Annotated in this window: 14 protein-coding genes and 1 pseudogene; 9 read left to right on the plus strand and 6 right to left on the minus strand. The window is 65.7% G+C overall.

Annotated elements, in window-relative coordinates:
• Positions 1 to 10 precede the first annotated feature (10 nt).
• Entirely contained in the window at positions 11 to 3235 is a 3225-nt protein-coding gene (locus ACSQ3M_RS16005; protein ID WP_436151072.1) for an efflux RND transporter permease subunit, read from the plus strand.
• Positions 3236 to 3299: 64 nt separating this feature from the next.
• Positions 3300 to 4181, plus strand: a pseudogene (fusA, locus tag ACSQ3M_RS16010) (elongation factor G); the annotation flags it as partial.
• A gap of 50 nt (positions 4182 to 4231) precedes the next feature.
• Here fusA and ACSQ3M_RS16015 read toward each other — a convergent pair.
• Positions 4232 to 4756 carry a hypothetical protein gene (locus ACSQ3M_RS16015; RefSeq protein WP_436151073.1) on the minus strand — a complete coding sequence of 175 codons (525 nt, stop codon included), beginning with the start codon at positions 4754 to 4756 and terminating at the stop codon, positions 4232 to 4234.
• 80 nt (positions 4757 to 4836) lie between these two features.
• Positions 4837 to 5355, minus strand: a complete 519-nt coding sequence (locus ACSQ3M_RS16020) for a winged helix-turn-helix transcriptional regulator (protein ID WP_436151074.1) — start codon at positions 5353 to 5355, stop codon at positions 4837 to 4839.
• A gap of 111 nt (positions 5356 to 5466) precedes the next feature.
• Here ACSQ3M_RS16020 and ACSQ3M_RS16025 point away from each other — a divergent pair, with 111 nt between their 5' ends.
• On the plus strand, positions 5467 to 6018 hold the full coding sequence (locus ACSQ3M_RS16025) for a dihydrofolate reductase family protein (RefSeq protein ID WP_436151075.1): 552 nt from the start codon (positions 5467 to 5469) through the stop codon (positions 6016 to 6018).
• Positions 6019 to 6100: 82 nt separating this feature from the next.
• On the opposite strand, the gene ACSQ3M_RS16030 is transcribed toward ACSQ3M_RS16025, so the two are convergent.
• Both ACSQ3M_RS16030 and ACSQ3M_RS16035 read right to left on the minus strand, forming a co-directional pair.
• Positions 6101 to 6544 carry a hypothetical protein gene (locus ACSQ3M_RS16030; RefSeq protein WP_436151076.1) on the minus strand — a complete coding sequence of 148 codons (444 nt, stop codon included), beginning with the start codon at positions 6542 to 6544 and terminating at the stop codon, positions 6101 to 6103.
• 170 nt (positions 6545 to 6714) lie between these two features.
• Entirely contained in the window at positions 6715 to 7632 is a 918-nt protein-coding gene (locus ACSQ3M_RS16035) for a DMT family transporter (protein WP_436151077.1), read from the minus strand.
• 244 nt (positions 7633 to 7876) lie between these two features.
• Here ACSQ3M_RS16035 and ACSQ3M_RS16040 point away from each other — a divergent pair, with 244 nt between their 5' ends.
• The gene (locus ACSQ3M_RS16040) at positions 7877 to 8743 is read left to right on the plus strand and encodes a LysR family transcriptional regulator (RefSeq protein WP_436151078.1); all 867 of its coding nucleotides are present in this window, start codon (positions 7877 to 7879) and stop codon (positions 8741 to 8743) included.
• Positions 8744 to 8747: 4 nt separating this feature from the next.
• On the opposite strand, the gene ACSQ3M_RS16045 is transcribed toward ACSQ3M_RS16040, so the two are convergent.
• Positions 8748 to 10073 (minus strand): dicarboxylate/amino acid:cation symporter, encoded by a 1326-nt coding sequence (locus ACSQ3M_RS16045; RefSeq protein ID WP_436151079.1) that lies wholly within the window; start codon positions 10071 to 10073, stop codon positions 8748 to 8750.
• A gap of 168 nt (positions 10074 to 10241) precedes the next feature.
• Positions 10242 to 11375: a 4-hydroxyphenylpyruvate dioxygenase gene (gene hppD / locus ACSQ3M_RS16050; protein ID WP_436151080.1), complete on the minus strand. Its 1134-nt coding sequence runs from the start codon at positions 11373 to 11375 to the stop codon at positions 10242 to 10244.
• Between the two features lie 129 nt (positions 11376 to 11504).
• On the opposite strand from hppD, the gene ACSQ3M_RS16055 reads away from it, so the two are divergent.
• The 5 genes from ACSQ3M_RS16055 (at position 11505) to ACSQ3M_RS16075 (ending at position 15130) form a co-directional block, all read left to right on the plus strand.
• A complete protein-coding gene (locus ACSQ3M_RS16055) occupies positions 11505 to 11975 on the plus strand; it encodes an Lrp/AsnC family transcriptional regulator (RefSeq protein WP_436151081.1) in 471 nt (156 codons plus the stop codon).
• Between the two features lie 43 nt (positions 11976 to 12018).
• Entirely contained in the window at positions 12019 to 12600 is a 582-nt protein-coding gene (locus ACSQ3M_RS16060; protein WP_436151082.1) for a cob(I)yrinic acid a,c-diamide adenosyltransferase, read from the plus strand.
• 4 nt (positions 12601 to 12604) lie between these two features.
• Positions 12605 to 13306: a rhomboid family intramembrane serine protease gene (locus ACSQ3M_RS16065; RefSeq protein ID WP_436151083.1), complete on the plus strand. Its 702-nt coding sequence runs from the start codon at positions 12605 to 12607 to the stop codon at positions 13304 to 13306.
• A 130-nt stretch (positions 13307 to 13436) separates the two neighbouring features.
• On the plus strand, positions 13437 to 14183 hold the full coding sequence (locus ACSQ3M_RS16070; protein ID WP_436151084.1) for an electron transfer flavoprotein subunit beta/FixA family protein: 747 nt from the start codon (positions 13437 to 13439) through the stop codon (positions 14181 to 14183).
• Entirely contained in the window at positions 14183 to 15130 is a 948-nt protein-coding gene (locus tag ACSQ3M_RS16075) for an electron transfer flavoprotein subunit alpha/FixB family protein (RefSeq protein WP_436151085.1), read from the plus strand. Before ACSQ3M_RS16070 ends, ACSQ3M_RS16075 begins: the two co-directional genes overlap by 1 nt.
• Positions 15131 to 15157 lie beyond the last annotated feature (27 nt).

Genomic DNA, 15157 nt, shown 5'->3' on the forward strand with positions numbered 1-15157 from the left:
GGAGCCTCGCGTGAACGTCAATTTCTCCGCCTGGTCGATCCGGAAACCGGTTCCGGCGATCCTGCTTTTCGTCGTGCTCTGCGTGCTCGGGCTGCTTTCGTTCTCGAAGCTGCCGGTGACGCGCTTCCCGAACATCGACGTGCCTTTCGTCTCGGTGACGGTGACCCAGTCCGGCGCCGCCCCGGCCGAGTTGGAGAGCCAGGTCAGCAAGCGCGTCGAGGACGCGGTCGCCAACATCACCGGCGTCAAGCATGTGATGTCGACGCTGACCGACGGCTCTTCGGTGACGCTGGTCGAGTTCAGGCTCGAAACCAATACCGACCGCGCCGTCAACGACGTCAAGGATGCGATCGCCAAGATCAGGGCCGAATTGCCGCGTACCATCGACGAGCCGGTGATCCAGCGCATCGATGTCGAGGGCCAGTCGATCCTGACCTATGGCGCTTCCTCGCCCGGCATGACGCTGGAGCAGATCTCCTGGCATGTCGACGATGTCGTCTCGCGCGAATTGCAGGGGCTGAAAGGCGTCGGCCGGGTCGAGCGCTATGGCGGCGTCGATCGCGAGATCCGGATCTCGCTCGATCCCGACCGCTTGCTGGCGCTCGGCACCACCGCCGGTGAGGTCAACCGCCAGATCCGCGCCACCAATGTCGACCTCGCCGGCGGGCGCGGCGAGGTCGGCGGCCAGGAGCAGGCGATCCGCACGCTCGCCAGCGCGAAGACCGTCGCGGAGCTCGCCGACAGCAAGATCCAGCTCACCGGCGGACGCGAGGTGCGCCTGAAGGAGCTCGGCCGGGTCGAGGATTCCAGTTCGGAGCCGCGCGCCTTCGGCCGGCTGAACAAGCAGCCGGTCGTCTCCTTCGCCGTATTCCGCTCGAAGGGCTCGAGCGAGCTCTCGGTCAAGGACGTCGTCGCGGCCAAGCTCGACGATCTCAACAAGCGCTATCCGACGATCGCGATCAAATCGATCGACGATGCCGTCGCCTACACCCATGGCAACTACAAGGCGGCGATGGAGACGCTGCTGGAGGGCGCAGCGCTGGCCGTGCTCGTCGTCTTCGTCTTCCTGCGCAACTGGCGCGCGACGCTGATTACTGCGATTGCCCTGCCACTTTCGGCCATCCCGACCTTCTGGGCGATGGAGCTGCTCGGCTTCTCGCTCAACCTGGTCAGCCTGCTCGGCATCACCCTGGTGACCGGCATCCTGGTCGACGACGCCATCGTCGAGATCGAGAACATCGTCCGGCACATGAAGATGGGCAAATCGCCCTATCGCGCCGCGATGGAGGCGGCCGACGAGATCGGCCTCGCGGTCATCGCGATCACGCTGACCATCGTCGCGATCTTCGCGCCGGTCTCGTTCATGGGCGGCATCGCCGGCCAGTATTTCCGCCAGTTCGGCCTGACGGTCGCGATCGCGGTGCTGTTCTCGCTCTTGGTCGCACGCCTGATCACGCCGATGATGGCGGCTTATCTGTTCAAGCCGGTGAAGCACCAGGATGCCAAAGACGGCTTCGTGATGCGCGCCTATTCCTGGCTGCTCGAAGCCTCGCTCAGGAAGCGCCGCATCCCGATCTTGCCGCGCTTCGACGGCTCGCGGACATGGCGGAGGCTGCCGTTCAATACGGCCTATCTGACGCTGATCGCCGGCTTCGGCTTCCTCTTCATCTCGATCCAGGCGACGGCGCTGCTGCCGACCGGCTTCTTCCCGGAGGAAGACACCGCCCGCATCGTCGCATCGGTCGAATTGCCGCCCGGCGCGACGCTGGAGGACACCACTGTCGCCACCGACAAGATCGTCGACAAGCTGCGCGAGATTCCGCAGGTGACGAACGTCTTCGTGCTCGGCGGGGCTTCGCCGACCGGGCAGCGCGAGGTCCGCCGCGCCTCCGTCTTCATCCTGCTGACGCCGAAGGCCGAGCGCGACGTCCCCCAGAAGGAGCTCAAGGTCACCATCGCCGAGAAGCTGGCTGGTGTGCCCGATGTCCGCGCCTGGTACGTCAACGAGCGCGGCGAGCGCGAGATGGCTTTCTCGATCCTGTCCAAGGATGGTGATGCGCTCGACGAGACGGTGGCGAAGATCGAGGCGCGCATGCGCCAGGTCGACGGCTATCTCAACGTCGCGACCGCCGGCTCGCTGAGTCGGCCGGAGATGCGCGTCACGCCGAAGCTGGAGCAGGCCGCCAACCTCGGCGTTACGCCCGAGGCGATCTCGGAGGCGCTGCGCGTCGCCACGATCGGCGACATCGGCCCCAACCTCGCCAAGTTCAACGCCGGTGACCGGCTGGTGCCGATCCGCGTCCAGCTCGACGAGCAGGCTCGCACCGACATCCGCAACATCGCGGCGCTGCGCGTTACCAGCGCGTCGGGCGTCTCGATCCCGCTCACCGCGGTGGCCGAGATCGGCTTCGGCGAAGGCCCGTCCTCGATCGACCGCTATGACCGCGTTCGGCGCGCCGCCATCGGCGCCGACCTGAAGCGCGGCTTCGAGCTCGGCACGGCGCAGGAGAAGTTCCAGGAGATCGTCAAGGAGGTCGGCCTGCCCGAGGGCGTACGCATCGCCGCCACCGGTGACGCCGAGATCCAGGGCGAGGTCGTCGAGGGCTTCATCACCGCGATGACCACCGGCCTGATGCTGGTGCTCGCCGTGCTGATCCTGCTGTTCGGCTCGGTCTTCCAGCCGATCACCATCCTGCTCTCGCTGCCGCTCTCCTTCGGCGGCGTGGTGATTGCGCTGCTCGCCACCCATAACCCGGTCTCGATGCCGGTCTATATCGGCCTGCTGATGCTGATGGGCATCGTCACCAAGAACGCGATCATGCTGGTCGACTTCGCGGTCGAGGAGGTCGCGCGCGGCAAGGACCGGCTGACGGCGCTGCTCGAAGCCGGCCACAAGCGGGCGCGTCCGATCGTGATGACCACGATCGCGATGGCCGCCGGCATGCTGCCTTCGGCCTATGGCGTCGGCGATGGCGGCGAGTTCCGCGCGCCGATGGCGATCGCGGTGATCGGCGGCCTGATCGTCTCGACCGTGCTTTCCCTCGTCTTCGTGCCGTCCTTCTATGTGGTGATGGATGACCTCGGCCGCCTCACCGGCTGGATCTTCGGCCGTTTCCTCGGCAAGGCCGAGGACGAAAGCACCTGGGCTCCGATGAGCGACGAGGAGACCCCCGGCGAAGCCAGTGCCAAGGCGATGGCGGGCAAGCTGCCGCCGCCAAGGCTGGCAGCGGAGTGAGAAGGGTTGTGCTCTTCTAAGGCAAAATTCGGAGTGGCTGCGTATGGAAACAATCTCCGCCGCTCCCTGGCCATTGATCACGATCGCGATCGAGCCGAAGTCGAAGGCCGACCAGGAGAAGCTTGGCCTGGCGCTGTCGAAGCTCGCGAACGAGGATCCGTCCTTCCGCGTCTCGACCGACCAGGAGAGCGGCCAGACCATTCTCAAGGGCATGGGCGAGCTGCATCTCGACATCAAGGTCGACATCCTGCGCCGGACCTACAAGGTCGATGCCAATATCGGCGCGCCGCAGGTTGCCTATCGCGAGACGCTGACCAAGAAGGCCGAGATCGACTACACCCACAAGAAGCAGACCGGCGGTACGGGCCAGTTCGCCCGCGTCAAGCTGATCATCGAGCCGAACGAGACCGGCAAGGGCTTCGAGTTCGAGTCGAAGGTCGTCGGCGGCTCGGTGCCGAAGGAGTATATCCCCGGCGTCGAGAAGGGCCTCAACTCGGTCATCGGTTCCGGCGTGCTCGCCGGTTTCCCGGTCGTCGACGTCAAGGTCACGCTGATCGACGGCGCCTTCCACGAGGTCGATTCGTCGGCTCTCTCCTTCGAGATCGCGTCCCGCGCTGCTCTGCGCGAGGGCCTGCAGAAGGGCGGCTCGGTGCTGCTCGAGCCGATCATGAAGGTCGAGGTGGTGACGCCTGAAGACTATACCGGCTCGGTCATCGGCGACCTGAACTCCCGGCGCGGCCAGATCCAAGGCCAGGACATGCGCGGCAACGCCGTCGTCGTCAACGCGATGGTGCCGCTGGCCAACATGTTCGGCTTCCACAATTCACTTGCAGCCAACTCTCAGGGCAGAGCGGCGTTTTCGATGGAGTATGCGGGCTACCTGCCTGTGCCGCGGCCAAGCGAAAGGCCACTCCCTCCAGCGGGGGCGTCAGCGCTCGTTGCCTGACGGCTGAGCCAAGTTGTCCCTTCCGGACCGCAGGCACAGCGAACGCCGTCCTAATTCTCCCGCAGCGACAGGTCGAGGTTCTGCCCCTGGCCCGGCTGGCTGCCACGCAGCGTCAGCGCCACGCGGTCCTGCTGGCGGGAGATCGTCAGGGTCGCGGGCGGGTTCGGGCGGACGCTTTCTGCCGTCTCGTTGAAGGCGAGCGTCAGCCGCTGGCCCTGCCGCACGCCGGCTAGGTTCGCCACCGTCCCGGTGCTCTCCTTGAACGTCCCGGCATAGCGTCCGGTCTTCGGATCGTGGCGCAGTTCGATCCGTATCGTGGCGCTGAGGATGGCCGCGGTGGTGCAGCTGCCGTCGAGGCTCAGGCGGGAGCCTTCCTGGTCGCCATTGAACTCGCACTTCAGCGAGCGGCTGCTGCCGCCGGCATTCTGGAGTGTGCCATTGCCGCTGAAGCGGCCTTCGAGGGAACTCAGGAAACTCGCCTCGCTGCTGCCGGCTTCCTGCTCTGCGGCGCCCGGCTGAGCCAGCACGAACAGTGCCGCCGCGGCGAGCGCCTTCGTCATGCGATGTCGCGTCATGATCATTTCCTCCTGCCGGCTAAACGTCTCAGGAGGGGTTTTGATCAATCTGCCTGCGAGATGGCTCAATCGGGCGGGCTTCACACCGCTTCCGGTTCGGCGTCGGCCGCGCGCTTGCGCTCCACCGCGCAGCGATAGGCCTCGGTCAGCTCATCGAGCACGGATTGGGCCGGTCGCGGCGCGTCGAGATGGAGAAAGCGCAGCTCCGCCATGAACTTCTGCCAGAGCGCCGGGCCGCCCTCGGCCAGGATCTCGGCGCGGATCGACATCTCCGGCGTCACCGGCAGGAAGCGCCGGCCCCAGTCGGCCATCGCTGCGAAGACCGGCACCAGCGAAATCCCCATCTCGGTCAGGCTGTAGATGCCTTTCTGCTTGTGGCTGGCGTCGTCGCGACGCGAGATCAGCTCGTTCTCAAGCAGGCGCTTTAGCCGGTCGGCGAGGATGTTCGAGGCGATGCCCTCGTCCGATTTCGCCAGCAATTCACGGAAGTGCCGGCGATTGCCGAACATCATGTCGCGCAGGACGATCAGGCTCCAGCGATCCCCGAGGATTTCCAGTGTCAGATTGATCGGGCAGCCCGAGCGGCCGGTCTCTCTCATGTGCGTCTCCAAAACTGCTTGCATTCTACAATCGGTTTCGCTAGAAGCCAACTGCTTGCAAATCGCAAGCGGTTTTGGTGGCGCCGAGACGGCGCCTGCATGGAGGATCTGATGGCCAAGGTGATCGCCTGGAACCTCGTGACACTCGACGGATATTTCGAAGGCACGGAAAAGTGGGACCTCTCGTTTCACAACGAGGCCTGGGGCGAGGAGCTCGACGCGCTCAGCAAGGAATTCGGCCAGCGCGCCCAGCTTCTCGTCTTCGGCCGCGTCACCCATGACGGGATGAGGGCCTATTGGGAGACGGCCGAGGACAGCGAGGTCGCGCGCTACATGAATGCGCTGCCCAAGCTGGTTGCCTCGCGCACGCTCACGGGCTCGGACTGGAACAACACCCGCGTCACCGCCGACATTGCAGCCGAGATCGCCAAGCTGCGGGCTGTGCCGGGCAAGGACATCTTGATCTTTGGCAGCGCCGAACTGGTCGATGCCTTGCTGAAGGAAAAGCAGATCGACGAGCTGATGCTGGCGGTGGCGCCGCTGCGGCTCGGTGCGGGCACGCCGTTCTTCAAGCCCAGTAGCGAGCTGCAGAAGCTCGATCTGCTCGAGAACCGCCCGCTCAAGAACGGCACGGTGATTCTGCGCTACGCGCCGGCAAACTGATGGAACGACGATCCGCTGCGGACGGGACGGAGTTCCAACCCTCCGCAGCATCAGCCTGCCGGGCTTGCGCGGCCGCGGCGGCCTATTGCTTGAAGCCGATCAGCACGCCATCGGCGCCGAGCGAGAGCTGCAGGCCCCGGCGCTTCGTGGCGAGGCGCATGACCACGCCCTTGGCATTGCGAAGCCAGAGTGTACCGCGGCCTTCATCGCCGATCGCCCAGCCCTCGCGGATCTGGATGTACGCGCCGGTGAAATCCTCGACATTGGCCAGGCGGTAGACCGAACCGGTCGCGGTCAGGCGCGAGGCGCCGATGCCACCAATACCGAGGCCGCCGACGGTGATGTCGTAACTGCGCTTGTTGAAGCGGAGCGTGCCGCCGCCGATCGCGCCCGAGCCGATAAAGGCGACTTGCACCTGCCGGATGGAGACGGTTCCGGTCGCTGGACCAAACTGCCGCGACTGCGCGCTTGCTGGAGCGCTGACTAAGAGGCAAGTGAAGACAAAAGCGGAAACCCGAGCGATCATGGTTAGCTCTCCCCCGCCTCTGGATGAGGCAGAGCAGACTGTGCGCCGGAAATATCAGCGGTCAAACGGCATTTTAGTTTGCATTGTGTCAATTCGACTACGCGAGCGGTAGAGAGCGGCGCGATGAACCCGCTCTCGTCGCCGTTTGATCCCGCGGTTCGAGGCTGGTTTCAGCCCTTCCGCACCATCAGCACCGCCGCCAGGATTGCGACGCCGCCAAAAGCCTGCGCAGGCGAGGGCTGCTCGGCGAAGATCGCCCAGGCTGCCAGCACCGAGACCAGCGCCGGCCAGACCATGACCAGCGAGGCGGCATTGGCGCCGTAATGGCCGAGCGCCAGCGTGATCAGGCCCTGGCCCATGGCGTGCGAGATGAGGCCGAGCGCGGCGACGGCGAGCCAGCCGGTGAGGCTCTGCGGCAGGATGGTCTCGCCGAGGCCGAGCGCTGCGACGAGGCAGAACACGGCGCAGATGGCGCTGGAGATCAGGCTGATACGCCCGGCGGCGGCACGGTTGCGGGCGCGGCGCACGGCGAGGATATAGGCCGCGTAGGAGAAGGCGGCGCCGATGGCGAGGCCGTCACCGAACAGGCCGGTGCCTGAGAGCGGCGTCACTGCGCTTCCCGACAGCTTTGGCAGCACGAGCATGCCGGCGCCGCCGACGGCGAGCAGCAGTGCGCCGAGGATGCGCCGCGTCGGCTTTTCGCGGAACAGCAGCCAGCCGCCGAGGATGACGCCGACCGGCGAGAGATTGCCGAGCAGCGACGCATTGACGATCGAGGTGAAGCCGATCGAGGCATTGTAGAGAACGACATCGACGCCGAAGGCGAGGCCGGCAAGCGCGATCGGCAGCATGGCGCCGGACCTGACGCCGTTCGTGTTGCCGCCGCGATCCTCCAGAGCCATCCAGGCGGCGAGGACCGGCAGGGCGAAGGCCATGCGCCAGAAGCCGGCCGCGGCCGGGCCGACATCGGCGAAGCGCACGAAGATGCCGGAGAAGCCGATGCAGGTCGTGCCGAGCAGCAGCGCCAGGAACATGGCGAGCGCGGGTGTGGCGGGACGATCGGGCACGGCAAGGCTCGGGGCGGACATCGGACGGCTTTCGGTAGCGGCCAGGATCGACCGATTGCGACAGGACGCCGTCATTCCGGCCGGAGCGCAGTCAAGCACCGGAATCCATCCGAGGCTTCTACGCCTCCTGATGGACTTCGGAGCTGCGCCGCTGCGCGGCCTATCTGGAAGGACGGTCAACCTATCCCCGGAATATAAGGCGCTTCCGGCAATCGGAAAAACGGATTATTCTGATTCATCTATCGTCATTTCCGTTGGAGCGATGATGTCGACCCATCTCGATCTCGATGCGCTCGCCATGCTCGTCGCCGTCGCCGAGACCGGCGGCTTCACCGCGGCCGGTCAAAGGCTCGGACGCACGCAATCGGCGGTTTCCGGCCGCATCCAGGATCTCGAGGCTGCGCTCGGCAAGCAGTTGCTGGAGCGCTCGCGCCGCGGCGTCACGCCGACGCAGGCGGGCGAGCGCTTGCTCGCCCAGGCCCGCCGCCTGCTCGCGATCGAACGTGAGGCGCGGGCCGAGCTAGAGGGCGACAAGGCCGTGGGACGCCTGCGCATCGGGCTGCCGGACGATTATGTCGACGCTTACCTCAGGCCGCTGATCGTGCGCTTCGCCGAGGAGCATCCGCGTGTCGAGATCGAGGTGCATTGCGAGCTCTCGAAGCGGATCGAGCCGGCAGTAGCGGCAGGCGAGCTCGATCTTGCGGTGATCACGCAGGACCCCGGCCGACCAAAGGGCGAGCGCCTCAGGCGCGAGCCGCTGGTCTGGGTCGCGGCCCGTGGCCACCGGCCGGAACTCAGCGAAGTGCTGCCGCTCGGCCTGTTCAACGAGGGCTGCCGGGCGCGTCCGCGCATCCTGAGCGCGCTGCAGGCGTCGGAGCGGCCGCACCGGCTGGTGTTCTCGTCATCGCATATGGCCGGTTTGCTCTCGGCGGTGGAAGCGGGCCTGTGCGTCACCGCAATCACCGAGAGTGCCGCGCCGGCGTCCCTGCGCCGGCTCGAGCCATCCGAGAACCTGCCGTCGCTGTTCGAGCTCTCGGTCGCGCTGGTGATCGCGCCGCAGGCGAGCATCGCCGCACGTCATTTCGCGCAGGCGCTGCGCGAGGCGATGGCCTTATCGAGGTTGGCGGCGTGATGCGCTAGACCGCGATCCGCTCGGGCTCGTCGGCGTCGAAGCCAGTCTCCTTGGCGAGAATGCGCTGCATCCGGTTTTCGTCGAGCGAGTTCTCCCATTTCGAGACGACGATGGTGGCGACGCCGTTGCCGATCAGGTTGGTGAGCGCGCGCGCCTCCGACATGAAGCGATCGATGCCGAGGATCAGCGCGATCGAGGCGACCGGGATATGGCCGACCGTGGCGAGCGTTGCGGCGAGCACGATGAAGCCCGAGCCGGTGACGCCGGCTGCGCCCTTCGAGGTCAAGAGTAGGACGGCGATGATGCCGATCTCCTGCGACAGGGAAAGGTCGGTATTTGTCGCCTGCGCCAGGAAGACGGCGGCCATGGTCAGATAGATGCAGGTGCCATCGAGATTGAAGGAATAGCCGGTCGGGATCACCAAGCCGACCACGCTCTCCTTGCAGCCGAGATGGGTCATCTTGGCGATCATGCGCGGCAGCACGCTCTCGGAGGAGGAGGTGCCGAGCACGATCAGGAGCTCCTCCTTGATGAAGGCGATGAACTTCAGGATCGAGAAGCCGGCGAGCCGCGCGATCGTGCCGAGCACCAGGAAGATGAAGATCAGGCAGGTCGTGTAGAACGCGGCCATGAACGAGCCGAGCGAGAGCAGGGTCCCGACACCGAACTTGCCGATGGTGAAGGCCATGGCGCCGAAGGCGCCGATTGGGGCGGCCTTCATGATGATGCCGACGATCTTGAAGAAGATCTGGGCGATGTCGTCGATGAAGTGCAGCACCGCCTTGCCGCGCTCGCCCAGCATCTGCAGGCCGAAGGCGAAGAGCAGGGCGAAGAACAGCACCTGCAGGATTTCGCCATTGGCGAAGGCGCCGACCACCGTCTCGGGGATGATCCCCATCAGGAAGGCGAGGGTGCTCTGGTCATGCGCCTTGGCGGTGAAGGCGGCGATGCCGGAGGTGTTGATCGTCGAGGGATCGACGTTCATGCCGGCGCCCGGCTTCCAGAGATTGACCACGACGAGGCCGACGATCAGCGCCAGCGTGGTGACGGCCTCGAAATAGATCAGCGCTTTCAGGCCGACCCGGCCGACCTTCTTCATGTCGTCCATCGAGGCGACGCCGTGAACGACGGTAAGGAAGATGATCGGGGCGATGATCATCTTGATCGCCTTGATAAAGGCGTCGCCCAGCGGCTTCATCGCTTCGCCGGTCTGGGGATAGAAATGGCCGAGCAGCACGCCGATGGCGATCGCGGTCAGCACCTGGACATAGAGATGGGTCCACCATGGGCCCTGATGGCCCCGCAAGACCTCTGCCGACGCTGTCGCCATGGTCGTTTTCCCTAGCTGCGCGCCTTTTTGGGCCGGCGCATCGACAAAGGGCTACGCCCATTCCAGGGAGGCGGCAAGGTCAGGTCAAAGCCAGCATGATCACGTGAAAGAGAGGATCTTCTCCCGCTTGTGCGGGAGAAGATTGCAAGGATTCGCAGGGCGAATCCGCTACTCCGCCGCTTGCGGCTTCAGCACGCCGCGGCGGATCTGATCTTCCTCGATCGACTCGAACAGAGCGCGGAAATTGCCCTCGCCGAAGCCGTCATCGCCCTTGCGCTGGATGAACTCGAAGAAGATCGGCCCGACCACGGTGGCAGAGAAGATCTGCAGCAGCACCTTGCTCATCCGGCCGGCCTTGTCGCCGAGCGCGACCGCGCCCTCGCCGTCGATCAGGATGCCATTCTGCTTCAACCGCGGCACCGGCTCGCCATGGTTCGGCACGCGGCCGTCGATCTTCTCGTAATAGGTCTCGGGCGGTGAGGGCATGAAGGGCAGGCCGTTGTGCCGGAGCTGCTCGACACTGGCGTAGATGTCGCGCGCACCGAGCGCGACGTGCTGGATGCCCTCGCCCTTGTACTGGCGCAGGTACTCCTCGATCTGACTCTTGTCGTCGAGGGATTCGTTGATCGGGATGCGGATCTTGCCGCAGGGCGAGGTCAGCGCCCGCGAGATCAGGCCGGTGAGCTTGCCCTCGATGTTGAAGAAACGGATCTCGCGGAAATTGAAGAGATCGCCATACCAACCGGCCCAATAGTCCATGCGGCCGCGCATGACGTTATGGGTGAGGTGGTCGAGATAATACATTCCGGCCTGCTCGGGATGCGGATCCGTCTCGCCGAGCCATTCGAAGTCGACGTCGTAGATCGAGCCCTTCTCGCCGTAGCGATCGACGAAATAGAGCAGCGAGCCGCCGATGCCTTTCACAGCCGGGATTTGCAGTTCGCCGGGGCCGACCTTGCTCTCATAGGGTTCGGCGCCGAGCGACACCGCGCGCTCGAAGGCGTGCTTGGCATCGACGACGCGGAAGGCCATGGCGCAAGCGCAGGGGCCGTGCTCAGCAGCGAAGCCCTGCGCGAAGGAATCCGGCTCGGCGTTGACGATGAAATTGACGTCGCCCTGGCGATAGAGCGTCACGTTCTTGGAGCGATGCCTGGCGACCTTGGTGAAGCCCATGGTCTTAAAGAGTTCGCCGAGCTTCTCGGGCTCGGGATGGGCGTATTCAACGAATTCGAAGCCGTCGGTGCCCATCGGGTTGGCGTCGGAAATGGCCGGCGGGGCTGAGTCGTGCGGGAACGGTCCCATGCGGTGTCCTCCTGAGAATGCTTGGTTGACCGATCCTCGCGCATTCGGATGGCGAAGAGTTTGCAAAACTCTGGACTCTCGGGTTGAATTCGCACGGATCGTGCATGAAAGTGCAGGAGGGCTCACGGAATGCCGCAGCTCGACGCTTTCGACTGGCGCCTGCTCGAAGCCCTGCAGCAGGATGCCTCGCTGACCAATGGCGCCCTCGCCGAACGCGTCGGCCTCTCCGCCAGCCAGGTCTCGCGGCGGCGGCAGGCGCTGGAAAACGCGGGCACCATCCGCGGCTATCGCGCGCTGATCGATCCAGAGGCGATCGGACTCTCGGTCACCGTCTTCATTCATGTCGCGCTCAACACCCATTCGCGCGACAATGCCCGGCGCTTTCGCGACCTGGTGAAGCTGACGCCGGCCGTGCTCGAGGCGCACGCCCTGACCGGCGAGGCCGATTACATGCTGAAAGTCGCAGTCGGCGATCTCAAGGAGCTGGCGCGCCTCGTCAACGAGGTGCTGCTGCCGCATGAGAGCGTGGCGCGGGTGCGCTCGGAGATCGCGCTGGAGACGCTGAAGGAGCCGGGACTTCTGCCCCTGGCGATGGTGTGAGGATGCCCCTTCCGCCGGCGCAGCGGCGCGCTATAACTCGGTCATGGTCGTTCTCAATCGCATCTACACCCGCACCGGCGACGACGGCACCACGGCGCTCGCCAGCGGCGCTCGCCGGGCCAAGTTCGACCTGCGCGTTTCCGCCTACGGCACTGTCGACGAGACCAATGCCTGTATCGGTCTGGCGCGGCTGCATTGTGCGAGCGAAGATCCGGAGCTCGACGCGATGCTCGGGCGCATCCAGAACGACCTGTTCGACCTCGGCGCCGAGCTCGCCTCGCCCGATACCGGCGAGAAGCCGGCCTTCGAGCCGCTCAGAATCCTGCAGACTCAGGTTGACCGGCTCGAGGCCGAGATCGACCAGCTCAACCGGCCGCTCGGGACGCTGCGCTCCTTCGTGCTGCCCGGCGGCACGCCGGGCGCGGCCAGCTTGCATCTCGCCCGTACGGTCAGCCGGCGGGCGGAGCGGCTGATGGTCGAATTGTCGCAGGGCGAGGGCGAGAATGTCGCCCAGCCGGCGCTGAAGTTCATCAACCGGCTCTCGGATTTCCTCTTCGTCGCCTCCCGCCACCTCAATGCCAGGGCAGGGGGCGACGTGCTCTGGACCCCCGGCCAGAACCGCTGATCCGATGTTCGTGCCGCTGCATGACGGCGTGCCGATGCGCTTCATCCGCGTCGCCTATGTCACCTATGCGCTGATCGCGATCTGCATCGTGCTGCGGCTCATGCTGATGCACTGGACCAGCGAGGCGAGCGAGATCGCGGTCATGGCCGGCTTCGGCACGATTCCCTCGGTGCTGTTCGGCGAAGCGCAATTGCCGCCGGAGCTGCTCAGGGCGCCGGCCTGGCTGACGCTCATGACCGGCATCATGCTGCACGCCAGCTTCGCGCATCTGATCGGCAACATGCTGTTTCTCTGGGTCTTCGGCGACAATGTCGAGGATGCGATGGGACATCTGCGCTTCCTCGTCTTCTTTCTGCTCTGCGGCATGGCCGGGGCGTTGTTGCACGCGTTGATGAACCCCGAATCGGAGCAGCCGCTGATCGGTGCGTCCGGCGCCATCTCCGGCGTGATCGCCTCCTATCTCATGCTCTATCCGCGCGTGCGGATCTGGGGCCTCGCCTTCAAATGGATCCCGCTGCACATCCCGGCGATGTATGCGCTCGGTGCCTGGATCCTGTTCCAGTTGCTCTCGGCGCTGTTCGACCAGCAGGGCGCTGTCGGCTGGTGGGCGCATCTCGGCGGGCTCGGCGCCGGAGCGGCGCTGACGCCGCTGCTGATCCGGCGCGAGTTGCGCCTGTTTGGCCGCGTCGTGCCGGGCAAGCCGTGACTTTCATGGCGTTGACAAGCCCAAATCCCCGTCGCTACGGTCCGTCCGCATTTCAGCCGAGAGCCGCGATGCCGACCATCGCCGTCTCGGGCGGATCGGCCTCCATCTCTCCGTAACCGGTGAAGCGCCCATGAAGATTCTTGTCCCCGTCAAGCGGGTAGTCGATTTCAATGTGAAGATCCGCGTGAAGGGGGACGGCTCGGGCGTCGAGCTGGCCAATGTGAAGATGTCGATGAACCCGTTCGACGAGATCGCGGTCGAAGAGGCGCTGCGGCTGAAGGAAGCGGGCAAGGCGACCGAGGTGATCGTCGTGTCGGTCGGGCCGGCGCAGGCGGCCGAGACGATCCGCACCGGCCTCGCCATGGGCGCCGATCGCGGCATCCTGGTCAAAGTCGACGGCATCGTCGAGCCCCTGGCGGTGGCCAAGCTGCTGAAGAAGATCGTCGAGCAGGAGACGCCGGAACTCGTCATCCTGGGCAAGCAGGCGATCGACGACGACTGCAACCAGACTGGCCAGATGCTGGCGGCGCTGCTCGGCTGGCCGCAAGGCACGTTCGCCTCGAAGGTCGTGATCGGCGACGGTTCGGCTGACGTCACCCGCGAGGTCGATGGCGGCCTGCAGACCGTCTCCCTCAAGCTGCCGGCGATCGTGACCACGGACCTGCGCCTGAACGAGCCGCGCTATGCCTCGCTGCCCAACATCATGAAGGCCAAGAAGAAGCCGCTCGACGAAACCACGCCGGAGACGCTCGGCGTCGACGTCGCGCCGCGCCTCAAGGTGATCAAGACCAGCGAGCCCGCCGGCCGCTCGGCCGGCATCAAGGTGGCGAACGCTGCCGAACTCGTCTCCAAGCTCAAGACTGCCGGGGTGATCTGATGCCGACCCTTCTGCTCGCCAAGCACGACAACAAGAGCCTGAACGAAGCCACCCGCAAGGCGCTGACCGCAGCCAAGCAGCTCGGCGCGCCCGTGCATGTGCTGGTCGCCGGTCACAATGCCAAGGCCGTCGCCGAGGCCGCTGCAAAGCTCGACGGCGTCGAGAAGGTACTGCTTGCCGACGATGCGTCTTACGAGCATCGCCTCGCCGAGCCGCTGGCGGCGCTGATCGTCTCGCTCGCGCCCGGCTATGACGCGCTCGTCGCGCCCGGCACCACCACCGGCAAGAACGTGATGCCGCGCGTCGCCGCGCTGCTCGACGTGATGCAGGTCTCGGAAGTCACCAAGATCGTCTCGGCCGACACCTTCGAGCGGCCGATCTATGCCGGCAACGCCATCCAGACGGTGCAGTCCGCTGACTCCAAGAAGGTCATCACCGTGCGCGGCGCTTCCTTCCAGGCGACCGGCGACGGGGCGGCCTCCGCACCGATCGAGAATGCGGCGACGGCTGAGAACCCGGGCACCTCGTCCTTCAAGGGCGAAGAGGTCGCCAAGTCCGATCGGCCTGAGCTGGCCTCGGCCAAGATCATTGTCTCGGGTGGGCGCGCGCTCGCCTCGGCCGAGAACTTCGCCAAGGTGATCGAGCCGGTGGCGGATCGCCTGGGCGCGGCAATGGGCGCTTCGCGCGCTGCGGTCGACGCCGGCTACGCTCCGAACGACTGGCAGGTTGGCCAGACCGGCAAGGTGGTGGCGCCGGACCTTTATGTCGCGGTCGGCATCTCCGGCGCGATCCAGCATCTGGCCGGCATGAAGGACTCCAAGGTCATCGTCGCCATCAACAAGGACGAGGAGGCGCCGATCTTCCAGATCGCCGATTACGGCCTCGTCGGCGACCTCTTCACCATCCTGCCCGAGCTCGACAAAGAACTCGAAAAAGTCGGCAAGTAAGTCGCGCCGCGGGCGGCCATCCGGCCG

Source organism: Allobosea sp. LjRoot90 (genome assembly GCF_964254315.1).
In the GTDB taxonomy this organism is placed as follows: Bacteria; Pseudomonadota; Alphaproteobacteria; order Rhizobiales; family Beijerinckiaceae; genus Allobosea.